Source organism: Methylobacterium guangdongense (assembly GCF_038442355.1).
GTDB classification, from domain to species: Bacteria; Pseudomonadota; Alphaproteobacteria; order Rhizobiales; family Beijerinckiaceae; genus Methylobacterium; species Methylobacterium guangdongense.
The window spans coordinates 214,978-239,221 of the sequence record NZ_JBBXMX010000003.1; the positions used below are offsets into that span (position 1 = coordinate 214,978).

The window sequence follows — 24,244 nt, forward strand, 5'->3', positions numbered from 1 at the left end:
TCAGGCGCCGGTCTCCGGTACGAGCCCCGCCGCCTCGATGCCGGCGACCGCGCAGATCTCGTCATTGTCGGAGGTGTCGCCCGAGATGCCGACCGCGCCGAGAAGCCGCCCCTCGCCGGAGCGGATCAGGACACCACCGGGTACCGGCACCAGGGCCGCGGGCCCGGCCAGATGGGTGACGGCCGCCACGAAGTAGGGCTGCGCCTCCGCGCGGGCGTGGATGGCCCGGGAACCGAGCCCGAGCGCCAGCGCGCCGTTCGCCTTGCCGCAGGCGATCTCCGCGCGGCGCAGGGATGTGCCGTCCTCGACCGAAACGCATTTCAAGGCCCCACGGGCGTCATAGACCACGACGGCCAGCGGCTTGAGGCTCCGGGCTCTGGCCTCACGGAGGGCAGTCTCGACGATGGTTTGGGCGGCTTCGAGCGTCAGGTCGATCATGGGTGTCCAGAAAGGGCATCGTTTCGAGCAGAGATTGTGACCTTATGGGTGGTGGTGCGGTGGGTCCACTGGTCATGCGCGGCTGGCCGCGAGCACGCGGCGCCCGTTGCTCCGGGCATCGTGAACTGGAGCGTGATGCCCTCGGATGTGTGGCCCCTGGGCCTGTCGCGGCGCGCTCCTAGTTGGGCCTGTCGACCGGGCGAAGGCTCGGTTCACCCCCGGATCGGATCCCCATGGCATCGAGCGAACGCCCCACCGTGATCTGTCACATGACGTCGTCGGTGGACGGCCGGATCAAGGTTCGCCGCTGGAAGACCCTGGATGCCGACAGCCACTTCGAGCGCGTCCACGGTGAGCTGAAGGGCGATGCCTGGATGTGCGGGCGAGTCACCATGCAGGGCTATGCCGACAGTGCCGATCCGCTGCCGGCACCGCCGGAGGACGACGGTCCGGTCTCCCGGGACGATCACGTCGCCCGCCGCGATGCGCCCGGCTACGCGGTCGCGCTCGATGCGCGCGGTCGCCTCGATTGGGGTGCCCGCAACGAGATCGAGGGCGACCACGTCGTCGTCGTACTCACCGAATCCGTCCCGGATGGCCACCTGCGCGCCCTGCGGGCCGGCGGCCAATCCTACCTGTTTGCGGGCGAGCGGACGGTGAATTTCGCCCTGGCGGTGACGAAGCTCAAGGCTTTGTTCGGGATCGAGCGCCTGCTCGTGGAGGGCGGTGGCCACATCAACGGTTCGATGCTGAAGGCCGGCATCATCGACGAGCTGAGCCTGCTCCTGGCTCCCGCCGTCGACGGCCTGTCGGGGACGCCGGCGGTGTTCGACTTCACCGGCACCGAGGAGGAGTCCATGGGCGGCCGGCGCAAGCTCGATCTGACGGCCTGCGAACGCCTGTCCGGAGGCGTGGTCTGGCTGCGCTACCGGATCACACCCGTCGATCCGCTGGACCGCCCCTGAGGCTCGCCAGGAACGCCTCGTAGCCCGCCGCCACCGTCCCGGGCCGCTCGAAATGCGGGAACGCACCGGTCGGCAGGGTCTCGACCCGCCAGTTCGGCCGGCCGGCGACGCGCGGAACATGACGATAATCGACGAAGTCGCCGCGCTCGCCGTGGAGCATCCAGACCGGCAGCCGCAACTGCTCGTAGAGGCGCGTGGAGTCGGTTGGGAACAGGTGGCCCGAAATGAAGCAAAAGGGCGCGTGCTCGGCGCCGGGCTGATGCGCCGAGGCGTGGTCGTAGGCCAGCAGGTCCTCCTCGATCGCCGGGGAGCCGAAGGTCTTCTGCAGGAAGAAGCGCATGCTCGGCCGCGTCACGAGGGCGTCGAACAAAGGCCGGCCGAGGGGCGGCCGGTCGAGGAGGTGGAGCAGCCAGTCCCGCCCGCGGTGACCGTCCGGCGGGCCGTCGCCCGAGAGTTGCCCGTCGAAGCCGGTGGGGCTGATCAGCGCGAGGCTGCGATAGGCGTCGGACCGCTCCAGGCTCGCCCGGGCCAGGAACGAAGCCGAGAGGGAGAGCGCCAGGGCATCGATCGGGGCTGGCCCGTGGCGCCGCCGGATTTCCTCCACGGTGGCGTGGATCGCCTCGACCATGAGGCGCGGCGTGTAGCGGCGGCGCGAGCGTTCCGAGAAGCCGAAGCCCGGGAGGTCGAGGGCGTAGACCGGCCGCGATGTCCGGAAGTGCAGGTAGAGCGGCCGGACTTCGTAGGCATTCGCCGCCGCGTTGATCGAGTGGATCAACAGGAGGGGCACACCCTCGGCATCGGCCGACGCGTAGAACGAGACGTCGCCGGCGCGTCGGGTCGCAAGGCGCGCACGGCGACCCGGCAGGGCCGGCGGAAGGGGCTTGCGATGATCGACGCCGAGCCGGCTCCACGCTATCAGACCGGCGGCTGAACCGGCGAGCGTCAGGGCGAGCGCCGCCGCGGAGCGGCCGGCGCGTTGCCGGGGCTGGAGGCTCATCGGGGCACCTCGCATCGGGCACGCCGGTTCGGCGTCGCGCGACAACGCCGCTGGCGGACGGAAGTGCCCGGCCGTCGGTGCGATCCGCGACCGCGAAGCTCTACGACGCGTGCCCGGCCAGACTGCCGGAGCCCCCGGGGCTCACGGAGGGAACCCGGGCGGCCGGCCAGGCCGCCGTTTCGCCGCGCCCCGCCGCCTCGCGCAGGAAGTCCACGGTCGGCGGGTCGTTGCGCCACCCCTGCACGCGCTGGGAGATCAGGAGATTGCGTTCCCGGCGATCGTAATTGGCGTAGGAGGCGGCCACGAATTCGGCGCGGCTCATCGTGCGGGCGGGGCCGGAGCGTCGGGTCTCGGCCTTGAAGAACAGGGCGCTGCCGGCGATGCCGTAATGCTGCGCGATCTCCGGATAGACCGGCCAGCTGCCCTGACCGCCCAGATCGTCCGGCAGGAAGGCGTCGAGGTCGCATTCCTCGAACGGGATCCCGGCCTTGGTCAGCAAGCCCCGTGCGAGGTCGGAGACGACGAACAGCTTCGTGTGGTTGATCGAGTGCATGAAGCAGCCGCGGCGCGCCCAGCGGGTCAGGTGCGTGTCGAGGTCGTAATCCGCCTGCCGGCCCAGCCCGCGCAGATAGGCCACCGACTCGTCCCAGAGATCGTAGTAGCCCAGGCGCTCGAAGACCGGCTCGGCGAAGAGGCGCAGGGCCTGCGCCTGCGAGAAGCCCGCGAGGTAGGCGTAGAGCGTGATCGCGGAGTGGGAATGCCCCATGGGCCCGGAGATGAGGCCGTTCAGCGTGACGGCGTCCTGCACGCCGACATGCACGAGATCCGGGTGATAGGCGCCGAACACGATCGTTGGGATGAGCCGCACCTTGGGGTGCGTCCGCAGGGTGTCGATCGTCCCGCCGCCCTTGAAGCGGGGCAGGTAGATGCTGGAGAAGACGTGATCGTACCCGTCGGCATGCGCCATCAGGTCGGCAAGGCGCGGAAAGCGCCGCGCCGCCGTGAAGGCCGACACGAAGTCGACCTGAGCATTCGGCAGGAGGTAGCGCATCGCCTTGGCGATCGAGCCGGCTTGGCACACGCCGATGACGAGGATGCGCGGCGATCCGGTCCGCTTCTTTCCGATTTGCGCGAGGCGATGCCGCACGCGCCAGAGGCTATCGACGGTCAACATGCCGCTTCTCTCGCATGTCCGTACGCCGCCGGCAAACCGCAACCCCAGGTCCGACTGCCCCGCTGAAGGATTGGCCGTTTAATCCCGTCCCGCGGGACGAAACGTGACAGATGCGCAATCCTGTCGCCCATCACGGCTGGCCTGCGCCACGGACCTGCCTCATGCCGGATGACAGGCGAGGAGAACAGGCATGGCCGCGACGCAACCCCCGGAGGCGATCCCGGAGATCGAGCGCGCGACGCTGCGCCGGGTGACGTGGCGCATCCTGCCGTTCCTCATGCTCGCCTATTTCATCGCCTTCGTCGATCGGGTGAATGCCGGCTTCGCAGCCCTGCAGATGAACCACGATATCGGGCTCTCGGCGGCGCAGTTCGGGCTCGGCGGCGGCCTGTTCTACGTCTCGTATGTCTTGTGCGAGGTGCCCAGCAACCTCGCCATGGAGCGGTTCGGCGCCCGGATCTGGATCGCCCGGATCATGATCACCTGGGGGCTGGTCTCGGCCGCCATGGCGTTCGTGGTCGGACCCTATTCCTTCTACGCCGTGCGCCTGCTGCTGGGTGCCTCCGAAGCTGGCTTCTTCCCGGGCGTGATCCTGTACCTGACCTACTGGTTTCCCCGTGCCTACCGGGGCCGGATCGTGGCCATCTTCATGGTGGCGATCCCGATCTCGAGCTTCCTCGGCTCGCCGATCTCGGCCGCGATCCTCAACACCGACGGGATGATGGGTCTGCGCGGCTGGCAGTGGCTGTTCATCCTGGAGGCAGCGCCGGCTGTGCTGCTCGGCTTCGCCGCCTTCTTCCTGCTCCCGGACGGCCCGGGCTCCGCCCGCTGGCTGACACCCCAACAGAGCGCGTGGCTTCAGGAGCGTCTCTCCGCCGAGCGCGCCTCCGTGGTGCAGGGTGAGACCGCACCGGCCCGCCATCTCTCGGTCTGGCAGGTCATGCGCAACCGCTACGTCCTCGCCGCGTCGCTGATTTACGCCGGCGCCTCGGGGGCCAGCCAGTGCCTGTCCCTGTGGCAGCCGCAGATCATCAAGTCCTTCGGCCTGACCAATCTGCAGACGGGTCTGCTCAATTCCATCCCGTTCGGCGTGGCCTCGGTCCTGATGATCCTGTGGGGCCGCTCCTCGGACCGGAATCGCGAGCGGATGTGGCATACGGCGCTGCCCTTGGGCCTGCTGGCGCTGAGCCTGGCCGCCTCGATCGCCACGACGCAGCTCCTGCCGACGATCCTGATCCTGTGCCTCGCCGTGACCGCCACCTACACGGTGAAGGGGCCGTTCTGGGCGCTCTCCACCGAATGGCTCTCGGCCGGTGCGGCCGCGGCCGGGATCGCGCAGATCAACGCCATCGGCAATATCGGCGGCTTCGTGGGGACGTACCTGCTCGGCGTGATCAAGGATGCGACCGGCAGCTATCCGCTCGGGCTTCTCCCGCTCGTCGTCCTGTCCGGACTCGGATGCCTGCTGGTGCTGGGTCTCGGCCGTGGGCGGAACCAGCCGGCGCAGGCTGCCCGGGCCTGACGCCCAGCGCGCCATGCGCCGCGGATAGACCCGGTGAAGTGCTGTCTCGCTCGTACAGTCGTATCGTGTATGCAAAACGGCGAGACGAAAGGCGTCTTTCCTCATGTCCAGGCATCGATCGACAGGTCTCGACGAAGAGGAAAGCACCTGGCCGGGCTGCCAAATTCTTTGGTGAGTCGTGCTTTATGGCCGCGTTACATCGTTGACAGGCCTTTGGCCGGGCGTTCATGTTAGATGGGATAGAGCATGAAGCTCTAGGATGCAGTGCCAGCGGACATGACGGCCGCCGGGTGGCAGATGGTCGAGGCGGCCATGCGCGTCCGTGGATTACCCTTGAGAACCGAACGGCGCCGATCCCGGTCGCAGCACCCCGGATTCGATCCGTTCTCGGATCTGCGCTGAACACACTCAGCGCTCAGTCGCGTCAGATGATCAGGACGACGCGACATCGTCCATAGAGCCGCAACTTTCCGTCGACCATACGCGGACCTCAGCTCCGTATCGCGCCGACGCACGAAAAGCGGGACGCTCGTTTCGAAATACGTCCGCAGCAGAATGATTTCTTCGCCGCAACTCTACGACAGGCAACAACACAGTATCGTGCGGGGAGGTTGCAAATTTCCGATCGCATCTGTGGGTGGGGGATTGTGACATGGATTATGTACCTTCGACGAATGCAGTCGCGGCAGCCGCCCAAAAATCTCCGCCCATCGATGCGACTGCACGGGCAGCATCGAAATCGGCTGCACCCACTGAGCCGATAGCGCTCGATCCCAGGTCGGCCTACGTCCTGGCACCGGGAACAGCCGACGCCGTGCTGTCGCTGGCCAACGTGAAGGCGCAAGCGGTCAGTGCGGCTGACTTCGAAACGCGTTACGTTCACGCAACCCACATCACCGAGACGGTGACGGCCGTCGCGACGGCGCCCGTCGTCGCGCCGGAACCCGTGAAGGCGACCAGTGCTGCCAATCGCAACTGGAGCGAGGATGTTCGGCTGGATCACAGTCCAACCCGAAAGGTCGGTGCCGATACGGTCGTCCAATACGACACGCCCCGTATCGTAGCTGCATGGGCCGCAGCGTTCCCGGATATCCCGAACCGGAAATATCGTGGCCTCACCCCCGCGGATACGAACGTCAAGCCGGAGGTGAAAATGGCTTTGATGACCCCGGTTGCGGCTCTGGTTCCGAAAGACATCCACCTGCTGTGCAATACGGACAATTACAAGACATTCAGCGAGGCGCATCCGCATACGAACATCAATTGGATCCCGGTCGACAATGAAGAAGTTTTATTGTTCTGGCCGAGCCAGATCGAGCGAACGGAAGGCGATGATCACAGCGCCCATCGCCGCGATCCGGAAGACGACCCGGAGACATGATCGTCGTCGATTTACGCGGTCGGCAGGATGGCTTCGACATGCTTGGCAAAGGCGCGCGCCAGCGGCGTGGCATGGCGCTCGTCGATCCGGAGGGTGACACCGATCCGCCCGAGTGCCGGCAGACCGCCGGCCGGTGTCAGGATCCGCAAGTCGGCGGGTACGGCGGAGCGTGTCAGCACGGCGATCGCTTGGCCGGATCGAACGACGGCGAGGAGGCCGGATAGGCTGCCGCTCGCATAGGCGATGCGATAGCCGCGCCCGACGCGGTCGAGGGCGGTGAGGGCGGCGCGATGGTCGAGCGTGTCGGGATCGCCCAGGGCCAGCGGCACGGGATCGGACCAAAGCGGGGTCGCGTCGCGCGTCCCCACCCAGACGAGATTCTCGCGGCGCAGGACGGTGCGCTCGGCGTCGAGCGGAACCGAGACGAGGGCGAGGTCGAGGCCACCCCGATCGAACTGCGCCTGCAGACGCGGCGTCGCGGCACAGATCACCTCGATCGCCGCCGCCGGGTGGTGCTGGGCGAAGCCGCGCAGCAGCGTTGGCAGGAAGGCCTGCGCGTAATCATCCGGACAGCCGAACCGCAGGCTGCCGGTCAGGCTCCCGCCGGAGAGTTCCGCCAGGGCATCGTCGTGCGCGGACAGGATCCGGCGGGCATGGAGCAGCAGCCGCTCGCCCTGGACGGTCAGCACGACACCGCGGCCCGTCCGCGTCAGGAGCGGCTGCCCGACGAGCTCCTCCAGCCGCTTCATCTGCATGCTGAGCGCCGCTTGGCTCCGGCCGATCCGGCCTGCGGCACGGCTGAGCGCGCCGGTCTCCGCCACGCTCGCGAAGCTGCGCAAGAGGTCGATGTCGAGCGCGCGTGCCATCAAGGTCTCTGAAGGCTCCCTTCAGAACTATAAGCTGCCCTGGGGGTAGGCGCTGTCATATCATGGCCGCAGCGAGCAGGAGCGCCCATGACGCGGAACGACGACCCCGATTTCTGGATGCGGGCGCGCCGGCATCTGATCCGCTACGGCGGCACGTTCGCGCCGCTGATCATCGAGCGCGCGGAGGGCAGCTTCGTCTACGACGCCGACGGACGGAAGATCCTCGATTTCACCTCCGGGCAGATGAGCGCGATCCTCGGCCACGGCCATCCCGAGATCGCCGCCGTGGTGGCGGATCATGTCGGCCGGCTCGATCACCTGTTCAGCGGGATGCTGACGCGGCCCGTCGTCGATCTCGCCACGGAACTCGCACGGCTGGCGCCCGGCGACCTCGACCGCGTGTTGCTGCTCACCACCGGGGCCGAGGCCAACGAGGCCGCCCTGCGCCTGGCCAAGCTCGCCACGGGCGGTTGGGAGGTCGTGAGCTTCGCCCAGTCCTGGCATGGGATGACCGCGGGGGCGGCCTCGGCGACCTACAGCGCCGGCCGGAAGGGCTACGGCCCGGCCCCGACCGGATCCTTCGCGATCCCGGCGCCGAACGCCTACCGTCCGGCCTTCCTCAAGGACAGCGCACCGGACTGGCGGACCGAGCTGGATTACGCCTTCGCGTTGATCGACCGGCAGTCGACCGGCAACCTCGCGGCGTTCCTCGCGGAGCCGATCCTGAGCTCGGGCGGCATCATCGACCTGCCGCCCGGCTATCTCGCGGCGCTCAAGGAGAAGTGCGTCGAGCGCGGCATGCTGCTGATCCTCGATGAGGCGCAGACGGGGATCGGCCGCACGGGCCTGATGTTCGCCTGCGAGCGCGACGAGGTGGTGCCCGATATTCTGACGCTCTCGAAAACGCTGGGGGCCAGCCTGCCGCTCGCGGCCGTCCTGACCACGCCCGAGATCGAGGATCTCTGCCATGCGCGCGGCTTCCTGTTCTACACCACGCACGTGTCCGATCCGCTGCCGGCGGCGGTCGGCCTGAAGGTGCTGGAGATCGTCGCGCGCGATCGCCTGGTCGCCCGGGCCGAGGAGGCGGGCGCCCGGCTCGCCGCCCGGCTGCACGCGCTTCAACAGCGCTTTGCCTGCATCGGCGACGTGCGCGGGCGCGGTCTGCTCCGGGGCGTGGAAATCGTGGCCGACCGGGCCACGAAAGTACCGGCGGCCGAACTCGGGGATGCCATCACCCGGCGGTGCCTGGAGCTCGGCCTTAGCATGAACATCGTCCAGCTGCCCGGGATGGGCGGCGTGTTCCGTATCGCACCGCCGCTGACCGCGACCGACGCGGAGATCGACCTCGGCGTCGACATCCTGGGGCGCGCCATCGAGGCCAGCCTGTAGGAGGCTCAGGCCGCCTCGATCTCGGTGCTGACCGTCAGCCACTCCTCCTCGGCGGCGGCCAGCGCGGCGGCCGCGTCCGCGCGCATCTTGGCGATCTCGCCGGCCTTGGCGGCGTTTTCGCGGAAGGCGGAGCCGTCCTCGAGGGCGGCGTCGATCTTCTGGATGGCGGTGGTGAGTTTCGCCATGCGGGCCTCGATGGCCTCCAGGCGCTTGCGCAGCGGCGCGAGAGCCGCGCGGCGCTCGACCCCGGCCCGGCGCGCCTCGGCCTTCTGGCCGCCGGCACTCTCAGCGTCGCGCTCGGCCTCGCGGTCCGGTCCGGACAGGACGAGCTTCCGGTAATCGTCCATGTCGCCGTCGAACGTCTTCACGGTGCCATCCGCCACCAGCCACAACCGGTCGGCGCAGGCCTCCACGAGGAAACGGTCGTGCGAGACCAGGATGACGGCGCCCTCGTAATCGTTGATCGCCTCCACGAGGGCCTGTCGGCTCTCGATGTCGAGGTGGTTGGTCGGCTCGTCGAGGATGAGGAGATGCGGCCCGTGGAAGGCCGCCAGCCCCATCAGCAGCCGCGCCTTCTCGCCGCCCGAGAGTTTCTCGACCGGCGTGTCGGCCTTGTTGGCGCCGAAGCCGAGGCGGGCCGTGGCGGACCGCACCTTCGCCTCGGGCACGTCCGGCATCAGGGTCCGGACATGCGCGTAGGCGCTCTCGGAGGGACGCAACTCGTCGAGCTGGTGCTGGGCGAAGTACGCCACCTCCATCTTGGAGGAACGCTTCACCTCGCCGGCGGCGGGTCCGAGGCGACCGCCGATCAGCTTGCAGAAGGTCGACTTGCCGTTGCCGTTGGCGCCGAGCAGCGCCACGCGGTCGTCCGGGGCGAGGCTGAGATCGAGGCCCGTCAGAACGATCCGGTCGCCGTAGCCGGCTTTCACCCGCTCCATCGCGACGATCGGCGGCGATAACGGCTTCTCGGGGCTGGGCAGGTGGATCACCGGCACGTCGTCTTCGAGTAGGGCCGCGATCGGCTCCATCTTGGCGAGGCGCTTCATCCGCGATTGGGCTTGGCGCGCCTTGGTGGCCTTGGCCTTGAACCGGTCGATGAAGCTCTGGAGATGCGCCCGCTCGACGTCCTGCTTGGCCTTCGCCTTCGCCTGCAGGACCCGCTTCTCGGAGAGCTGCTTGGCGAAACTGGTGTAGCCGCCGCGGTAGATCGCCAGCTTGCCCCGATCGAGATGCAGGATGTGGTCGACGGATGTGTCGAGCAGGTCCCGATCGTGGCTGATGATGATCGCCGTGCGCGGGTAGCGTTCGAGGTAATCGTAGAGCCAGAGCGTGCCTTCGATGTCGAGGTAGTTGGTCGGCTCATCGAGAAGGAGCAGGTCGGGCTCCGAGAACAGCACCGCGGCCAGCGCCACCCGCATGCGCCACCCGCCGGAGAAATCCGAGCAGGGGCGCGCTTGCGCGGCGGCGTCGAAGCCGAGGCCGTGCAGGATGGCGGCGGCGCGGGCGGGCGCCGAATGCGCGCCGATATCGACCAGCCGCGTCTCGATCTCGGCGCGGCGCAGCCCGTCGGCGGTCTCGGCTTCCGCCATGAGCCGGGCTCGCTCGGTATCGGCGGCCAGCACGACGGCGTGCAGCGTCTCCGGGCCGGCCGGGGCCTCCTGCGCGACGGCGCCGATCCGCATGCCCTTGGGCAGCGAGACCGCCTTGGCGTCCACCGGCAGGTCGCCCAGGATGGCCTTGAATAGGGTGGTCTTGCCGGCGCCGTTGCGCCCCACGAGGCCGACGCGCGCGCCCTCCGGAATCGTGAAGCTCGCAGAATCGAGGATCAGGCGGTCGCCGATGCGGTAGGTGAGGTCATTGACGCGCAGCATGGCGGCGTTCTGGCTGGCCGGAGGCGGAGAGGCAAGCGGAAGGGCGAGCGGAGAGGCTCGCGGAGGGGCGAGCGCCGGCGGCAGGTCGATCGGGCGACGCGCATCCGTGGCTCGTTCGATGGAGGACGCGATCGCCCAAACCTGCATCCCAGGAAACCTTTTAACGAAATCGCATCCTTCCCGAAGCAAGGTCGTCCTGTGAGGCGGTGTATCAGCGTAGAACCGGCCATTCGCACGCGGGCGGACCACGGTGCAGAGCAACGGGCTGTCACATGCCGTCGGCGGTTCTGCTCTAACCTGTGTCTCGCAGGCTCGGCTGGGGTTGAAGGAGTCAAGTCTTGCATCGGACACTGATCCTCACCGACGACCTGAGCCGCGCCGAACGTATTGTGCGCAATCTTGGTGCGGACCGGCGTGTGCAGCTGCACGATCTCTACGGAGATGAGACGCCACCCACGGCGGCTGGCCTGATCATCAGCGACGTCAGCGCGCTCACCTCGGAATCCGTCCGCCGGCTGCGCCATGCCCTCGCGATCGCGCGCGGACCGGACACGCCGTTCCTGGCGCTTATCTACGGCAACCTCGGTCGCGGCGAAATCCAGGCGACGGCCCTGGGCGCCACGCGGGTCCTGCCGGCTTCCGCGGCGGCTATCCTGCTCCTGAACACGGTCGCAAGCCTCACGGCGGCCGGCGCGGCAAACCCACCGACGCGCCGCGATCTGATCGATCAGGCCGCAGCCGCCCGGGCGGTGTTCGCCACGATCTTCCGCGACGACGGACCGCCGAGCGTGGCCACCGTCGAGTCGGGCGCCACGCTGGTCAATCAGGCGATCCGCGAGACCAAGATCCGCGATTGGCTCGCCGTGGTCGCGAGTTTCGACGACAACACACACCGCCACTGCTTGAGCGTGGCGGGGCTGGCGGCGGAATTCGCCCGGACTCTGGGGCTGAACGACACCGATTCGCGCTTTCTGGTCAAAGGCGCGCTGCTGCACGACATCGGCAAGGCGAAGATCCCGCGCGCCATCCTGAACAAGCCGGCGCCGCTGACGCCCGAGGAGCGGCGGGAGATGGACCGCCACCCCGCCATCGGCCACGCCATGCTGATCGACGGGAACTACGATCCCCTGACCCTCGCGGTCGTGCGATCCCACCACGAGTACCTCGACGGGTCCGGCTATCCGGACGGCCTGCGCGGCGCGGAAATCCTGGATCTCGTGCGGCTGATCACGATCTCCGACATCTTCGCGGCGCTGATCGAGGCGCGGCCCTACAAGGCCCCGAAGCCCGCCACGGAAGCCTACGCGATCCTGAAATCCATGGGCCCGAAGCTCGACGGCGATCTCGTGCGCGCCTTCGCGGCGGTGGCCGGCGCCTGCGACGTGCCGCAACGCGCCTCGGCGTGACCGCTGCGTCGCGGCCTCACACCAGCTCCCAAGCCGCTTGGTCCTGCATCAGCGCCGCAACGAGCGCGTGGTTCAGCTCATGCCCGGTGTGCAGGGCCGTGATATGGCCTTGGACCGGATGGCCGATCAGGGCGAGGTCGCCGACGAGGTCGAGCACGCGGTGGCGGACCGGCTCGCCCGGCACGCGCATGCCGCCCAGCACGCGGTCGCGCACGAGGAGTGCCGCCGATCGGGTCGAGACGCCCTGCAGGAAATCCCGGCCCGTGGCGTAGCCGTACGCCCGCCCCGCCATGGCGCGCACGTAGCGGCCGAAACTCCGCGACGGGGCAATCTCGCGCTCGAAGGTCTCGGGCGTGATGGCGCCCGACCAGTCGACCGGCCCGATATGCGCCAGTTCGATATGCCCCGTGATGTGGAGGCCCGTGCCCGGCTCGATCCGGAGATGCCGCCGCCCGTTCGTGACCGAGACCGCGCGCAGCACCCGAATGGGCCGGCAGCTTTGCGGCTGCTCGCTGCGCCCGGCGGCGCGAATCGCCTCGCACCACGGCGTGGCGCTGCCGTCGAAGATCGGCAACTCGTCGGCGTCGATCTCGGCCAGGACGTTGTCGATCCGCAGGGCGCTCAGCGACGCCAACAGATGCTCGATCGTCCGGACGAGGATGCCCTGGCGCCGGAGCGCCGAGGAGAGCGGCTGCGATTCCCGGTACTGCCACAGAGCCGGCACGTCGACGACGCGCCCATCCTTCAGCCGGCGGCGGAAGACGATGCCGTGATCCGCCGGGGCCGGGGAGACGCGGACCGTGGCGTGCCGACCGGAATGCAGGCTGCATCCGGAGCGCTCGAACGGCAGCGCCAGCGTGGCCTGGAGCCGGGTGGCTGGCCGCGGCGTGGCAGCTGCGGTTTCGTCAGGATTGAGACGTGTGATCGACAAGGCGTGGTGCATCGGAACCGCCCGCTGCGGCGGAATCGGCGTGTAGCCCAGATCTCCTGATCCACGCCAATAAACTCCTGTTCACGCCGGCCCGGCTTGACCGGCCAGCCCGTGCCGGTCACGATCACGTCGGCCCGATGGTCGGAGCGCCGTTGCGGCGGTGTCCGGGCTGCCCCCGTCCCCAGATCTGCGGCCGGCACCCGTTTGGGCAGGGATGAAGGCCGGACTGGCGTTGAGGGAATCGTATCGATGGCGCGGCTGGGGACGATTCCCTTCTTCAAGGATCCGGGCATCGAGCTCAGCACCTACGAATCCCGCTGCCACTGGCGCCGCTTCGACGAGAACGAGGTGCTAGTCGATTTCGACGACATCTCCACCGACGTCTACTTCATCGCCACCGGCGAGGTTCGCATCCTGAACCGGACCCAGTCCGGCAAGGAGGTGATCCTCGGCGAGATGCGCGGCGGCGCGTTCTTCGGCGAACTGGCCGCCATCGACGGGATCGGCCGCTCCGCCAACGTCACGGCGCTCACCCGCGGCGAGGTCTGCGTCGTGCCGGCTCCGGTGTTCCGCCAGATGGTGTTCGCCTCGGAGGCGATCGCCGACCGCCTGTTCCGCCTGCTGGCCAAGCGCGTGCGCGAGCTCAACACCCGGCTGATGGAACACGCGCTGCTCGATCTGAAGCACCGCCTCTACGCCGAGCTGCTGCGCCTCTCGGTGCCGCGGACCGGCGCCTCGGGCGAGCGCGTGGTCTCGCCGCCGCCGTATCATCACGTGCTGGCGGCGCGGATCGGGTGCCGGCGCGAGCAGGTGACCCGGGAATTCACCGCGATGGCGGCCGAGGGGTTGGTCGACCGCACCCGTGGCGCCCTCGTCCTGCGCCGGCCGGATCTCCTCGAAGCGCGCGTCGCCGAGGCGCTGCGCGAGGATTCCTGACCCCTTGTCGGGATCTCCGCCGCGCCTGAGCCTGACGGATCTGAGCAAGAGCTTCGGCGCGCACCGCGCCGTGGATGCGGTGTCCCTCGACCTCGAGCCCGGCGAGTTCTTCTGCCTGCTCGGGCCCTCCGGCTGCGGGAAGAGCACCCTGCTGCGCCTGATCGCGGGATTCGAGCGGCCGAGTGCCGGCCGGATCCGGCTGGGCGAGCAGGATCTCACCGGCCTGCCGCCGCACCGGCGCCCGGTGAACATGATGTTCCAGTCCTACGCGCTGTTCCCGCACATGAGCGTGGCGAAGAACATCGCCTACGGCCTCGCCGGGATGGGCCGGGCCGAGGCCGCCGCGCGGGTGGCGGACCTGCTGCGGCTCGTGCGCCTCGACGGGTTCGGCGACCGCCGTCCCGAGACGCTGTCGGGCGGCCAGCGGCAGCGCGTGGCCCTGGCCCGGGCGCTCGCCCGGGAGCCGAAGCTCCTGCTCCTCGACGAACCCCTCGGCGCCCTCGACCGGGGCCTGCGCGAGGAGACGCAGGGCGAGCTGCGCGCCGTGCAGCGCCGCCTCGGCACCGCCTTCGTGGTCGTGACCCACGATCCCGAGGAGGCCATGATGCTCGCCGACCGGATCGGCGTCATGGAGGCCGGGCGGCTGGTCCAGATCGGGTCGCCGGCCGAGCTCTACCGGCGGCCGGCCAACCGCTACGTGGCGGGACTGCTCGGCGACGTGAACCTGATCCCGGGGCGCCTCGGCCCGGATGAGGCGGGCGAAGCCCGAACCGTGGAGACCGTCCACGGGCCAGTCCGGGGGATCGCCGCATCGCCGCTTGCCGAGGGTACGGCGGTGGTGGTGGCGGTGCGCCTCGAGGATCTCGTCCTCGGCGAGGCGGGCCTGCCCGTGACGGTGGCCGAGGCGACCTTCCTGGGCGACCGCTTGCGCCGGAGCCTGCGCCTGCCGGACGGCTCGACCCTGCGGGCGAGCGGCCGCCCGACCGATACCGATGCACCGCCGGGATCCGAGACGCACGCCTCCTTCGCCACCGGGGCGGCGGCGATCCTCCCGGCATGAGCGGACGATCGCGCTCCCTGTTCGACCGACTGATCCGCCTGCCGCCCTTCCTGTGGCTGGCCGCGTTCTTCCTGCTGCCCTTCGCGATCACCCTGAAGATCAGCCTGTCGGAGCCGGCGACCGCGATCCCACCCTACCTGCCGGTGCTCGACTGGCAGGGCGGCCTCGACGGCTGGTCGAGCTTCCTCGAAGCGCTGAACCTCGACAACTACGCCACCCTCTACGCTGACCCGTTCTACCGTGACGCCGCGCTCGGCTCCCTGGGCTACGCGGCGCTCGCGAGCGCCATCCTGGTCGCCGTCGGCACACCGCTGGCCTACGCGCTGGCCCGGGCGCCGTCGCGTTGGCAGCCCGTCCTCGTGGCGCTCGTGGTCGTCCCGTTCTGGACGAGCTTCCTGATCCGGGTCTACGCCTGGATCGCGATCCTCAAGCCGGAGGGGCTGCTCAATCTCGTGCTGCTGCGCCTCGGAGTGATCCGTACGCCGCTCAACATCCTCAACACCGACGCCGCGGTGATCATCGGCCTCGTCTACGCCTACCTGCCGTTCATGGTGATGCCGCTCTACGCGGTGATGAACCGCCTCGATCCCACCCTGCGGGACGCCGCTGCGGATCTCGGCGCCGCGCCGACCCGGGTGTTCTGGAGCGTGACGCTGCCGCTCAGCCTTCCGGGCATCGTGGCCGGCGCCGGCCTGTGCTTCATCCCGATGGTCGGCGAGTTCATCATCCCGGACCTGCTCGGCAGCTCCGAGACGCTGATGCTCGGCCGGGTGCTGTGGAGCGAATTCTTCTCCAACCGCGACTGGCCGCTGGCCTCGGCGGTCGCCGTCCTGATCCTCGCCATCGTCATCGTCCCGGTCGTCCTGTTCCGCGACAGCCTGCAGACCGGCGAGGAGGGGCCGTGACCTGGGTGACGCGCACCGCCCTGGTGGCCGGGCTGGCCTTCCTGTACGCGCCGATCCTGGTGCTGATCGGCTACTCGTTCAACGCCTCGCCGCTCGTGACGGTCTGGGGCGGGTTCTCGACCCAATGGTACGCGGCCCTGCTGGCCGACGCGCCGTTGCTCGCCTCCGCCTGGGTGTCGCTGAAGGTTGCGGTCCTCACGAGCGTTATCGCCACGATACTCGGGACGCTCGCCGCGCTGGTGCTGGAGCGTCAGCGCCGCTTCCGGGGCCGCGCGCTCTTCACCGGCCTCGTCCTCGGGCCGATCGTGATGCCGGAGGTGATGATCGGCCTCTCGCTCCTGCTGATGTTCATCGGCATCGGACTCGACCGCAGCCTCCTCACCATCGTGATCGCGCATGCGACCTTCTGCACGGGCTTCGTTGCCGTGGTGGTGGCGGCACGCCTGCGCGGTCTCGACCGGACCCTGGAGGAGGCGGCGGCCGATCTCGGCGCCCCGCCGATGCGGGTGCTGACGACCATCACCCTGCCGCTGCTCGGGCCGGCCGTCATCGCGGGGGCGCTCCTCGCCTTCACCCTGTCGCTCGACGATCTGGTGATCGCGAGCTTCGTCTCGGGGCCGGGCTCGACCACGCTGCCGATGCGCCTCTACAGCCGCGTCCGGCTGGGCGTGAATCCCGAGATCAACGCGGCCTCGACCCTGCTCGTCGGCCTCGTGAGCGCCGCGGTGCTCGTGGCGTCCTGGCTGACCGCCCGGCGGGACGCACAGTGAGAACGCTGGGATCGGATGTCAGGCGGCCTGCGTGCGCTCGGCCCGGCCAACCCGAGTCGCGAATGCAACCGCGCCCGTGACCAGAAGATTCACCGCGAGTGCGGCGACGCCCACGTTCACGTCTTGGAGTGGGCCCAGGAACGGGAGTTTCGACAGGCTGAAGCCGCTGAGCACCGTCGCCGTCACCGTGGCGACGCCCGCCACGATGCCCGCCGCCGCAGCGGGCCGGCTCAGCGGATTCCGGCGCATCAGGCTCGCGATGAAGCACGGGAAGAGCTGCGTGACGAAGTTGTAGCCCATCAGCAGCAGCTGCACGATCGTATCGCCGCCCTGGAGCGTGAATCCGACACAGACCAGTGCCAGGATCGGCACGACGATCTTGCACAACCGCGCGGTCGCGGCGTCGTCCATGCCCGGCCGCAGGGGCCGGACGAGGTTATTGGCCACGAGCGTGGCGCCGGCGATCAGGATCATCGAGCCGGGCACCAGGGCGGTGAGCACACCGGTGGCGCCGATCACGCCGATGACCCAGGGCGGAAAGCTCGCCAGCGACAGCTTGAACAACGACAGGTCGACGTCCGGCCCTGCCAGCCCCGGCACCTGCAGGACGGCGGTGAAGCCGATCATGAACACGAACAGGTTGATCAGCTGGTAGAGCGGCAGGATCACGGCATTGCGCCGGAAGGCACCGGGCTGGCGCGCCGTATAGAGCGACGCGAAGGTGTGCGGCCACATGTATCCACCGAGCGCCGTCAGCAGGACCGTGGTGGAGAACCAGACCGGGCTCTGGCCGCGGTCGGGCAGCGCCAGGAAGCCGGGCTTGGCCGCCTCGATCGCCCGGAACAGGCCGCCATAGCTGCCGTAATAGTGCAGCGGCAGGTAGATCCCCAGGAACAGCACGACGAGGAGGATGCTCGTATCCTTCACGACCGCCGTCCAGGCCGATCCGTGCACCCCTGAGACCACCACGTAGGCGGTGAGCGCGGCGGCGCCGATCCAGACCGCTGCTGTGGCCGGGATCGCCCCGTAGGACGCCGTGGAGACGATGATCCCGAGACCCTTGAGCTGGAGCACGAGGTAGGGAACGAGCGCCACGAGCCCCACCGCTGCCACCAGCATGCCGAGCGCCGGGCTCTCGTATTTGCGCGCGAAAAAATCCGGCTGCGTGTAGAGCCCGTTCTGCTTGGCGTAGCGCCAGACCGGCGGCAGGAGCCAGTACGAGGTCACGTAGGCGAGGGTCAGGTAGCAGAGGATGTAGTAGGCCGGGCCGCCCTTCCCGTAGGCGATGCCGGAGCCGCCGAGAAACGTGAAGGTCGTGTAGATCTCGCCGGCCATCAGCAGGAAGACCAGGGCCGTGCCGAAGCCGCGGCCGCCGACGGTCCATTGCTCCAGACCCATCTCGCGGCCGAGCCGCGCATAGAGGCCGAGACCGATCGCCAGCGCGAAGCCGGCCGCGACGATGATGAGCGCGATGCTCATCGCGGATCTCCGGACGCGCGATTCTCGGGATCCGTCCAGTAGATGAGCGCCATCACCGCAGAGGTGCCGAGGACGCAGAACACGAGCCAGGCCAGGAGCAGCGGCAGCCCGAGAATGAACGGCTCGACGCGGTTCAGGAAGGACGGACCGATAATGATGCCGATAAACGGCAGAACGGCGAGCCAGCGCAGATTTCGCATGCGCGATACGATCCAAACGCCACCAATACTTCGGGGTGGATCAGTCTCGCTTGGCTGTCAATCGTGTCGGGCGGCCGACAGCGATCACCGAATCGTGCGCTGACGCACACGGTCACGCTTGGCGCGATCCTATTGTCGGGGTGGTCGCCGCAACGGCGAAGGATCGTGAGGCAGTCTCCATGGCCCGCACACTGACCTTGATGTTCCTGGCCGCTTTCCTCGCGGCTCCGGCTGCCGAAGCCCGGCCGGTCCGGACGCCGGCCAAGCCCGTGCATCACGCGACCCTCAAAACACGTGACATCGCGTTGCGCGATTTCTCCACCCGGATGAGCCGGCTGGACGCGCTGATGGGCGTCCCGACCGCCGCTCCGCGCCGGACGCGCTCGGCCGAGGCCGGTCGGTGAGAAGCGGATGGCGTGCCGCTCCGGAATGTCTTCGTCAAACACGTAGTCGTCACTACGAACCAGCCTAGCGGCCTGCCACCAGCCCGCCCGCCTCCTCGATGAATCGCGCCACGGTATCGGCGCCGGCGCCCTCGCGCAGGGACGCGAACACGTAAGGCCGGGCTCCGCGCATCCGCTGCGTGTCCGACTCCATGACCGACAGGTCCGCCCCGACCAGCGGCGCGAGGTCGGTTTTGTTGACGATCAGGAGGTCCGACCGGGTGATGCCCGGGCCGCCCTTGCGCGGGATCTTCTCGCCCCCGGCGACGTCGATCACGTAGAGGGTGATATCGGCGAGTTCCGGCGAGAAGGTCGCGGCGAGATTGTCGCCGCCGGATTCGATCAGCACCAGATCGAGCTTCGGGAAGCGCCGGCTCATCTCGGCGACGGCGGCGAGGTTGATCGAGGCATCCTCGCGGATCGCGGTGTGCGGGCAGCCGCCGGTCTCGACGCCGAGGATGCGCTCTTCCGGAAGAGCGCCGGCCACGGTGAGGATCCGCGCGTCCTCCTTGGTGTAGATGTCGTTGGTGATCGCGCAAATTTCGTAGCGATCCCGGAAGCGCTTGCAGAGCTGCTCCATCAGGGCGGTCTTGCCGGATCCGACGGGTCCGCCGATCCCGACGCGGAGTGGGCCATTCGATGCGGTCATGCTGCGCCCTCAGGATCGGAAGATGCGGGAATACTGGGTCTCGTGCCGGAACGAGCCGAGATCGAGGCGAAAGGTTGCCGCGCCGAGCGCGTCGAGATCCGCATGCTCGGCCTCGGCGGCCAGCATCGTCAGGCGTGGGATGAGGGCGGCGACGACCCGGGTGCCGGCCGCCTGACCCACCGGTGCCGCCCGCAGGGCCGCCGAGACGAGGTTCTGCACGAAGGCGAGCGCGTAGGTCGCCAGCATCGGCCCGAGCGCCACGCTGTGCGCTCCGGCGGCTGTGCCGACCGCCACGGGATAGGCGACCGGCCCGTCGAGGTGAGGGGCCAGGGTCGAGAGGGCCGCGCAGGGCCACGCCGCCAGGGTGGCGTCCAGAAAACTGCGACCCTGCTGGCTCGTCTCCAGATGCAACTCGCGCGAGGGGGCCAGAGCCAGGGCGAGATCGTTCAATCCGGTCAACGTATCACCGTCCTGCGCCTGCGCGGCTCGATGGGCGTGGCGGGCCAGGATCAGATCGTTGCGCAGCGAGCCGCGCGCGCAGACGTCTCCGAGCCAATCCAGAAGGCTTGCCTCGTCGCGGATGTCGCCGGCTTCGACGGCCCATTCCAGGCCGTGCGAATACGCGTAGGCGCCGACCGGATAGCCGGGAGATAGCCATGCCATCAGCCGTAGCGCGTCCGGAATCTCAGGCGGCATGCGGATGGTGGTGGCCGTGAGCATGATCGTGACCGCCCGCATAGGCGCCGCCTTCCGGCTGGAACGGCCGCTCCACCGGAATCGCGGTGGCGCCAAGGCCCCGAACCATCGCGGCGAGGACGTGGTCGTCGGCGATCCAGATCGCGTCCGCGCCGATCTCGGCCGCGATGTGCCGGTTGCCGATATGCCAGATGAGGCGCTTGAGGGCGTGGTCGTTCGGCGCCCGGATCTCCAGGAGCCGCTCCGCCGCAGCCTCGACCCAGACCAGACGGCCGTCCTCGAGGACCAGGGCGTCGCCGTCCTCCAGCACCGTAACTTCGGGCAGGTCGAGCAGGAACCCGAGCCCGCCGATGCCCCGCATGGCGACCCGCCGCCGGTGGCGGTCGCCATGGTCGAGCACGACCCGGTCGACGATCTCCCCGCCCGAGAGGGCATCGCGGCGGAGGATGCGGGTTGCGCGGATCATAGCCTTAGGATTGGTCAATGAGGTCCGGCTCCTTCGGGAGGAAGCCGTCGGTCAGCGCCTGATCAACGCTGAAGGGAGGCTGTTCGGGAAAGAGCGTGAAATCGATGCCTGTCTGTTCGGATGCCGTGCGTCGGCCGGCTAGACAGGACGTGGCGAAGATGTCGCCGGGATATCGGCGCAGACTCGGGCTGGCATCGAGAAGCTCGGCCAAGCCGGAGCGCTGCTCGGCGATTGTGCCCTTCCAGCTGCTCGATCGGCTTCCGGGCTGATATTTCCATTTCAGCAGGTGGGTGATCAGAACGGTCAGCCGGTTACGGATTTCGCGCTTATCGCCTGCGCCCACGCTCGCCACCTCATCGATCAGATGGTCTAGATCCAGTTCGTCGAAGCGGCGGGCGCGCAGGAGATCCGCCTGAGCCTGTGTCCAGAGATAAAAATCGGTCTCGTAGAGATCATTCAATCGCGGCGTTCTCAGCGCAACCTTCGACATGCCGGCCTCCAATCAATAAGGGCCACGATACCTCAGAACAGGAAGTAGCGCTGCGCCATCGGCAGCACCTCGGCGGGCTCGCAGACCAGCAGCTCGCCATCGGCGCGGACATCGTAGGTCTCGGGATCGACTTCGATCACCGGCGTGGCGTCGTTCAGGATCATGCTCTTCTTGGAGATGCCGCCCCGGACGTTCTCGACCGCGACGAGGTCCTTCTGGACGCCCAGGCGCTCCCGCAGGCCGTCCGCGACGGCGGCGCCGGACACGAAGGTGAGGGCGGTGGCGAAGGGCACGCGTCCGTAGGCGCCGAACATCGGGCGGTAATGCACCGGCTGGGGCGTCGGGATCGAGGCGTTCGGATCGCCCATCGGCGCGGCCGCGATGCTCCCGCCCTTCAGGATGAGATCGGGCTTCACCCCGAAGAAAGCCGGCGTCCAGAGCACCAGATCGGCGAGCTTGCCCGCCTCCACCGAGCCGATATGCTTGGAGATCCCATGCGCGATGGCGGGGTTGATCGTGTACTTCGCCACGTAGCGCCGGGCGCGCAGGTTGTCGGTGCCCGAGGTGTCGCCGGCCAGGGCGCCCCGCTGGCGCTTCATCTTGTCGGCGGTCTGCCACGTGCGGATGATGACCTCGCCGACCCGCCCCATCGCCTGACTGTCCGACGACATCATCGAGAGCGCGCCGAGGTCGTGCAGGATGTCCTCGGCCGCGATGGTCTCGCGGCGGATCCGGCTCTCCGCGAAGGCGAGATCCTCGGGGATCGAGGGATCGAGGTGGTGGCACACCATCAGCATGTCGAGATGCTCGTCGATGGTGTTGCGCGTGTAGGGCCGCGTCGGATTGGTGGAGGAGGGCAGCACGTTGGGCAGCCCGGCCACCTTGATGATGTCCGGCGCGTGGCCTCCGCCGGCGCCCTCGGTGTGGAAGGCATGGATGGTCCGGCCCTTGAAGGCGGCGATCGTGTCCTCGACGAAGCCCGACTCGTTGAGTGTGTCGGTGTGGATCATGACCTGGATGTCGTGGGCGTCGGCCACCGACAAGCAGGTGTCGATCGCGGCCGGCGTCGTGCCCCAATCCTCGTGGAGCTTCAGCGCGCAGGCGCCGGCACGGACCATCTCGACGAGGCTCTCCGGCCGGGCGGCGTTGCCCTTGCCGGCGAAGGCGAGGTTCATCGGGAAGGCGTCGGCAGCCTCGATCATCCGGGCGATGTGCCAGGGGCCGGGCGTGCAGGTGGTGGCGAAGGTGCCGTGAGCCGGCCCCGTGCCCCCGCCGAGCATCGTGGTGACGCCGGAGCTCAGAGCCTCCTCGATCTGCTGCGGGCAGATGAAGTGGATGTGGCTGTCGAAGCCGCCCGCGGTCAGGATCTTGCCCTCGCCGGCGATGACCTCGGTGCCGGGGCCCACCACGATGTCGACGCCCGGCTGCACGTCCGGATTGCCGGCCTTCCCCAGGCGGGCGATCCGGCCGCGCACGATGCCCACATCGCACTTCACGATGCCCCAATGGTCGAGCACGACGGCGTTGGTAATGACCGTATCCACGGCGCCGTCGGCATTGGTCACCTGGCTCTGGCCCATGCCGTCGCGGATGACCTTGCCGCCGCCGAACTTCACCTCCTCCCCGTAGGTTGTTAAGTCGCGCTCGACCGTGATCTCCAGGCTCGTATCGGCGAGGCGGATACGGTCGCCGACCGTCGGGCCGAACATGTCGGCATAGGCGGCGCGGGGGAGGCTGGCGGGCTTCGGAGTGTTGGCCATTGTCAGCTGTCCCGTCGCAAGTGTGTGAAGGCGTCGGCTGGCTCGGCTTTGCGATCGAAGGTCAGCGTCGTTTTGCAGCCGACCGACCGGTTGATCTCGCCGATCAGATGATCGGCAAAGCCGCCTCGGCCCTTACTCCAAATGGCCCGAGCGGCCTCGGCAGCTTCACGATGGTCGATGACGATGTTCGCGCTATCGAGAAGTCGCTGGACGAGGGCTGCAAGTGTCGCCTTCTGCTGACGCAGCGGTCGAGATAGAATCCAGATCGTCTCGGCCAGCACGACCGTGTTTACAAAGAACTGAGCATCGCGGCGGCTCAGAGTTTCAGCTGCTTTGGCCGTCTGATCAGGGGCATCGTCAGGCCAGACCGTTTCGTCGACGAGCCAACGCAGCAGAACATTGGTGTCGAGACCAATCACGCCTCGCCATCCTCGCTTGTGTCCCTCATCCCGCTCCAGCTGCCGGCGCGGCTCTCCTCGATCCAACGCGCGATGCGTGCGCTATCGACCGGCGCAATCGGATCGCATGCAGCGCGTCCGACGCTCCCGCGAAGGTCGGCAAGCGCTTCTGTTCGAGCCTCGATGAAGTAGCGGCCCTTCGCGTCCTGTTTGAAGACGAGCTTGTCGCCCGCCTTAAGGCCGAGTGCCTTCCGCAGTGGAGCAGGCACGATCACCTGACCTTTCGACGTCAGGGTGGCTTCCACCGACTTCATCCCAACAACCTTACCTAAATGCTTTCCTGTAAGGAAAACTGCTGGATGAGTGCAAGCGGTGACGGCTGGTAGCGCCGGGTGGCACGCTCACAGCTTGCCCATCACGTCGCCCCGGAATCCGTACACGGTGCGCCCGCCGGACAGCGGCACCAGCGTGACCTCCCGGGTCGAGCCTGGCTCGAAGCGGACGGCGGTGCCGGGTGCGATGTCGAGCCGCTTGCCGCGGGCCTGCTCGCGCGCGAACACGAGGCCGGGGTTGACCTCGAAGAAGTGGTAGTGGGAACCGACCTGGATCGGCCGGTCGCCCGTATTGGCGACTTCGATCACCGTACGCTCGGCGCCTACGTTGAACACGATCTCGCCGGGCAGCGTCGTCACCGCACCGGGTACGTCGGACGCCGCCGCGCCCCGGATCGGGTGGTGCACCGTGACCAGCTTGGTCCCGTCCGGGAAGGTAGCCTCGACCTGGATGTCGTGGATCATCTCGGGCACCCCCGCCATCACCTGATCGGCGGTGAGCACCGTGGCGCCCGTCTGCATCAGCTCGGCGACGGTCCGGCCGTCCCGGGCACCCTCGACCACGAAGTCGGTGATCAGCGCCACCGCCTCCGGATGGTTGAGCTTCACGCCGCGGGCCAGGCGGTTGCGCGCCACCTGGGCCGCCATGGCGATCAGCAGCTTGTCCTTCTCGCGGGGTGTCAGCAGCACGGGCAACCTCGTCGTCGTGACCGCCGGAGC

The 24,244-nt window shown here is 68.6% G+C and carries 26 protein-coding genes; 10 read left to right on the forward strand and 16 right to left on the reverse strand.

All coding sequences use genetic code 11. From position 1 onward, the window contains the following. The gene (locus AAHG09_RS08085; protein WP_342106535.1) at positions 1-438 is read right to left on the reverse strand and encodes a GlcG/HbpS family heme-binding protein; all 438 of its coding nucleotides are present in this window, start codon (positions 436-438) and stop codon (positions 1-3) included. Between the two features lie 233 nt (positions 439-671). Between AAHG09_RS08085 and AAHG09_RS08090 the strand changes: the two genes are divergently transcribed. Further along, the gene (locus AAHG09_RS08090; RefSeq protein ID WP_342106536.1) at positions 672-1,403 is read left to right on the forward strand and encodes a RibD family protein; all 732 of its coding nucleotides are present in this window, start codon (positions 672-674) and stop codon (positions 1,401-1,403) included. On the opposite strand, the gene AAHG09_RS08095 is transcribed toward AAHG09_RS08090, so the two are convergent. Then, positions 1,372-2,400, reverse strand: coding sequence for an alpha/beta fold hydrolase (locus AAHG09_RS08095; protein WP_342106537.1), 1,029 nt, complete (start codon positions 2,398-2,400; stop codon positions 1,372-1,374). The two genes, AAHG09_RS08090 and AAHG09_RS08095, sit on opposite strands and share 32 nt — an antisense overlap. A 100-nt stretch (positions 2,401-2,500) precedes the next feature. After that, entirely contained in the window at positions 2,501-3,574 is a 1,074-nt protein-coding gene (locus AAHG09_RS08100; RefSeq protein ID WP_342106540.1) for a WcbI family polysaccharide biosynthesis putative acetyltransferase, read from the reverse strand. Between the two features lie 190 nt (positions 3,575-3,764). Between AAHG09_RS08100 and AAHG09_RS08105 the strand changes: the two genes are divergently transcribed. After that, positions 3,765-5,096 (forward strand): MFS transporter, encoded by a 1,332-nt coding sequence (locus AAHG09_RS08105; protein WP_342106541.1) that lies wholly within the window; start codon positions 3,765-3,767, stop codon positions 5,094-5,096. Between the two features lie 652 nt (positions 5,097-5,748). Then, positions 5,749-6,477, forward strand: a complete 729-nt coding sequence (locus tag AAHG09_RS08110; protein ID WP_342106543.1) for a hypothetical protein — start codon at positions 5,749-5,751, stop codon at positions 6,475-6,477. 11 nt (positions 6,478-6,488) lie between these two features. Here the strand turns inward: AAHG09_RS08110 and AAHG09_RS08115 are convergent, their stop codons facing one another. After that, positions 6,489-7,343, reverse strand: a complete 855-nt coding sequence (locus tag AAHG09_RS08115) for a LysR substrate-binding domain-containing protein (RefSeq protein ID WP_342106544.1) — start codon at positions 7,341-7,343, stop codon at positions 6,489-6,491. 87 nt (positions 7,344-7,430) lie between these two features. Between AAHG09_RS08115 and AAHG09_RS08120 the strand changes: the two genes are divergently transcribed. Beyond that, the gene (locus tag AAHG09_RS08120) at positions 7,431-8,732 is read left to right on the forward strand and encodes an aspartate aminotransferase family protein (RefSeq protein WP_342106545.1); all 1,302 of its coding nucleotides are present in this window, start codon (positions 7,431-7,433) and stop codon (positions 8,730-8,732) included. 5 nt (positions 8,733-8,737) lie between these two features. Here the strand turns inward: AAHG09_RS08120 and AAHG09_RS08125 are convergent, their stop codons facing one another. Then, the gene (locus tag AAHG09_RS08125) at positions 8,738-10,603 is read right to left on the reverse strand and encodes an ABC-F family ATP-binding cassette domain-containing protein (RefSeq protein WP_342106548.1); all 1,866 of its coding nucleotides are present in this window, start codon (positions 10,601-10,603) and stop codon (positions 8,738-8,740) included. Positions 10,604-10,941: 338 nt separating this feature from the next. On the opposite strand from AAHG09_RS08125, the gene AAHG09_RS08130 reads away from it, so the two are divergent. Then, entirely contained in the window at positions 10,942-12,009 is a 1,068-nt protein-coding gene (locus AAHG09_RS08130; protein ID WP_342106551.1) for an HD-GYP domain-containing protein, read from the forward strand. A 16-nt stretch (positions 12,010-12,025) separates the two neighbouring features. Here AAHG09_RS08130 and AAHG09_RS08135 read toward each other — a convergent pair whose 3' ends face one another. Continuing rightward, positions 12,026-12,940, reverse strand: a complete 915-nt coding sequence (locus AAHG09_RS08135; protein ID WP_342106552.1) for a UDP-3-O-acyl-N-acetylglucosamine deacetylase — start codon at positions 12,938-12,940, stop codon at positions 12,026-12,028. Between the two features lie 249 nt (positions 12,941-13,189). On the opposite strand from AAHG09_RS08135, the gene AAHG09_RS08140 reads away from it, so the two are divergent. Genes AAHG09_RS08140 through AAHG09_RS08155 form a run of 4 tightly spaced genes read left to right on the forward strand, consistent with a single transcriptional unit; the run spans position 13,190 to position 16,611 of the window. Then, entirely contained in the window at positions 13,190-13,876 is a 687-nt protein-coding gene (locus AAHG09_RS08140; RefSeq protein ID WP_091715957.1) for a Crp/Fnr family transcriptional regulator, read from the forward strand. A 4-nt stretch (positions 13,877-13,880) separates the two neighbouring features. After that, positions 13,881-14,936 carry an ABC transporter ATP-binding protein gene (locus tag AAHG09_RS08145; protein ID WP_342106555.1) on the forward strand — a complete coding sequence of 352 codons (1,056 nt, stop codon included), beginning with the start codon at positions 13,881-13,883 and terminating at the stop codon, positions 14,934-14,936. Then, entirely contained in the window at positions 14,933-15,841 is a 909-nt protein-coding gene (locus tag AAHG09_RS08150) for an ABC transporter permease (RefSeq protein ID WP_342106557.1), read from the forward strand. Before AAHG09_RS08145 ends, AAHG09_RS08150 begins: the two co-directional genes overlap by 4 nt. Continuing rightward, positions 15,838-16,611, forward strand: a complete 774-nt coding sequence (locus tag AAHG09_RS08155) for an ABC transporter permease (protein WP_342106559.1) — start codon at positions 15,838-15,840, stop codon at positions 16,609-16,611. The genes AAHG09_RS08150 and AAHG09_RS08155 overlap by 4 nt, the downstream gene beginning before the upstream one ends. Before the next feature lie 18 nt (positions 16,612-16,629). Here AAHG09_RS08155 and AAHG09_RS08160 read toward each other — a convergent pair whose 3' ends face one another. Together AAHG09_RS08160 and AAHG09_RS08165 are read right to left on the reverse strand one after the other, a co-directional pair. Then, positions 16,630-18,090 carry a sodium:solute symporter family protein gene (locus AAHG09_RS08160; RefSeq protein ID WP_342106560.1) on the reverse strand — a complete coding sequence of 487 codons (1,461 nt, stop codon included), beginning with the start codon at positions 18,088-18,090 and terminating at the stop codon, positions 16,630-16,632. Then, the gene (locus AAHG09_RS08165; RefSeq protein WP_342106562.1) at positions 18,087-18,290 is read right to left on the reverse strand and encodes a DUF3311 domain-containing protein; all 204 of its coding nucleotides are present in this window, start codon (positions 18,288-18,290) and stop codon (positions 18,087-18,089) included. The genes AAHG09_RS08160 and AAHG09_RS08165 overlap by 4 nt, the downstream gene beginning before the upstream one ends. Positions 18,291-18,469: 179 nt before the next feature. Here AAHG09_RS08165 and AAHG09_RS08170 point away from each other — a divergent pair, with 179 nt between their 5' ends. Then, positions 18,470-18,694, forward strand: a complete 225-nt coding sequence (locus tag AAHG09_RS08170; RefSeq protein ID WP_342106563.1) for a hypothetical protein — start codon at positions 18,470-18,472, stop codon at positions 18,692-18,694. 64 nt (positions 18,695-18,758) lie between these two features. Here AAHG09_RS08170 and ureG read toward each other — a convergent pair whose 3' ends face one another. The 8 genes from ureG to AAHG09_RS08210 form a co-directional block, all read right to left on the reverse strand. Next, positions 18,759-19,382, reverse strand: coding sequence for an urease accessory protein UreG (gene ureG / locus AAHG09_RS08175; RefSeq protein ID WP_342106565.1), 624 nt, complete (start codon positions 19,380-19,382; stop codon positions 18,759-18,761). A gap of 9 nt (positions 19,383-19,391) precedes the next feature. Continuing rightward, complete coding sequence (locus tag AAHG09_RS08180) at positions 19,392-20,120, reverse strand: urease accessory protein UreF (protein ID WP_342106566.1); 729 nt, start codon at positions 20,118-20,120, stop codon at positions 19,392-19,394. Beyond that, on the reverse strand, positions 20,068-20,544 hold the full coding sequence (locus AAHG09_RS08185; RefSeq protein WP_342106569.1) for an urease accessory protein UreE: 477 nt from the start codon (positions 20,542-20,544) through the stop codon (positions 20,068-20,070). Before AAHG09_RS08185 ends, AAHG09_RS08180 begins: the two co-directional genes overlap by 53 nt. Positions 20,545-20,548: 4 nt before the next feature. Continuing rightward, a complete protein-coding gene (locus AAHG09_RS08190; protein WP_342106570.1) occupies positions 20,549-21,034 on the reverse strand; it encodes a DUF29 domain-containing protein in 486 nt (161 codons plus the stop codon). Between the two features lie 32 nt (positions 21,035-21,066). Continuing rightward, positions 21,067-22,794 (reverse strand): urease subunit alpha, encoded by a 1,728-nt coding sequence (ureC, locus tag AAHG09_RS08195; protein WP_342106572.1) that lies wholly within the window; start codon positions 22,792-22,794, stop codon positions 21,067-21,069. A 2-nt stretch (positions 22,795-22,796) separates the two neighbouring features. After that, positions 22,797-23,213 carry a PIN domain-containing protein gene (locus AAHG09_RS08200; protein WP_342106573.1) on the reverse strand — a complete coding sequence of 139 codons (417 nt, stop codon included), beginning with the start codon at positions 23,211-23,213 and terminating at the stop codon, positions 22,797-22,799. Continuing rightward, the gene (locus AAHG09_RS08205) at positions 23,210-23,497 is read right to left on the reverse strand and encodes an AbrB/MazE/SpoVT family DNA-binding domain-containing protein (RefSeq protein WP_342106574.1); all 288 of its coding nucleotides are present in this window, start codon (positions 23,495-23,497) and stop codon (positions 23,210-23,212) included. The genes AAHG09_RS08200 and AAHG09_RS08205 overlap by 4 nt, the downstream gene beginning before the upstream one ends. 96 nt (positions 23,498-23,593) lie before the next feature. Next, complete coding sequence (locus AAHG09_RS08210; protein ID WP_342106575.1) at positions 23,594-24,214, reverse strand: urease subunit gamma; 621 nt, start codon at positions 24,212-24,214, stop codon at positions 23,594-23,596. Positions 24,215-24,244 lie beyond the last annotated feature (30 nt).

Bases quoted from the DNA above. Each gene is read 5' to 3' on its own strand.
- AAHG09_RS08085 (WP_342106535.1), bottom strand. From the start codon at position 438: ATGATCGACCTGACGCTCGAAGCCGCCCAAACCATCGTCGAGACTGCC.
- AAHG09_RS08090 (WP_342106536.1), top strand. From the start codon at position 672: ATGGCATCGAGCGAACGCCCCACCGTGATCTGTCACATGACGTCGTCG.
- AAHG09_RS08095 (WP_342106537.1), bottom strand. From the start codon at position 2,400: ATGAGCCTCCAGCCCCGGCAACGCGCCGGCCGCTCCGCGGCGGCGCTC.
- AAHG09_RS08100 (WP_342106540.1), bottom strand. From the start codon at position 3,574: ATGTTGACCGTCGATAGCCTCTGGCGCGTGCGGCATCGCCTCGCGCAA.
- AAHG09_RS08105 (WP_342106541.1), top strand. From the start codon at position 3,765: ATGGCCGCGACGCAACCCCCGGAGGCGATCCCGGAGATCGAGCGCGCG.
- AAHG09_RS08110 (WP_342106543.1), top strand. From the start codon at position 5,749: ATGGATTATGTACCTTCGACGAATGCAGTCGCGGCAGCCGCCCAAAAA.
- AAHG09_RS08115 (WP_342106544.1), bottom strand. From the start codon at position 7,343: ATGGCACGCGCGCTCGACATCGACCTCTTGCGCAGCTTCGCGAGCGTG.
- AAHG09_RS08120 (WP_342106545.1), top strand. From the start codon at position 7,431: ATGACGCGGAACGACGACCCCGATTTCTGGATGCGGGCGCGCCGGCAT.
- AAHG09_RS08125 (WP_342106548.1), bottom strand. From the start codon at position 10,603: ATGCTGCGCGTCAATGACCTCACCTACCGCATCGGCGACCGCCTGATC.
- AAHG09_RS08140 (WP_091715957.1), top strand. From the start codon at position 13,190: ATGGCGCGGCTGGGGACGATTCCCTTCTTCAAGGATCCGGGCATCGAG.
- AAHG09_RS08150 (WP_342106557.1), top strand. From the start codon at position 14,933: ATGAGCGGACGATCGCGCTCCCTGTTCGACCGACTGATCCGCCTGCCG.
- AAHG09_RS08160 (WP_342106560.1), bottom strand. From the start codon at position 18,090: ATGAGCATCGCGCTCATCATCGTCGCGGCCGGCTTCGCGCTGGCGATC.
- AAHG09_RS08165 (WP_342106562.1), bottom strand. From the start codon at position 18,290: ATGCGAAATCTGCGCTGGCTCGCCGTTCTGCCGTTTATCGGCATCATT.
- AAHG09_RS08170 (WP_342106563.1), top strand. From the start codon at position 18,470: ATGGCCCGCACACTGACCTTGATGTTCCTGGCCGCTTTCCTCGCGGCT.
- ureG (WP_342106565.1), bottom strand. From the start codon at position 19,382: ATGACCGCATCGAATGGCCCACTCCGCGTCGGGATCGGCGGACCCGTC.
- AAHG09_RS08180 (WP_342106566.1), bottom strand. From the start codon at position 20,120: ATGCGGGCGGTCACGATCATGCTCACGGCCACCACCATCCGCATGCCG.
- AAHG09_RS08185 (WP_342106569.1), bottom strand. From the start codon at position 20,544: ATGATCCGCGCAACCCGCATCCTCCGCCGCGATGCCCTCTCGGGCGGG.
- AAHG09_RS08190 (WP_342106570.1), bottom strand. From the start codon at position 21,034: ATGTCGAAGGTTGCGCTGAGAACGCCGCGATTGAATGATCTCTACGAG.
- ureC (WP_342106572.1), bottom strand. From the start codon at position 22,794: ATGGCCAACACTCCGAAGCCCGCCAGCCTCCCCCGCGCCGCCTATGCC.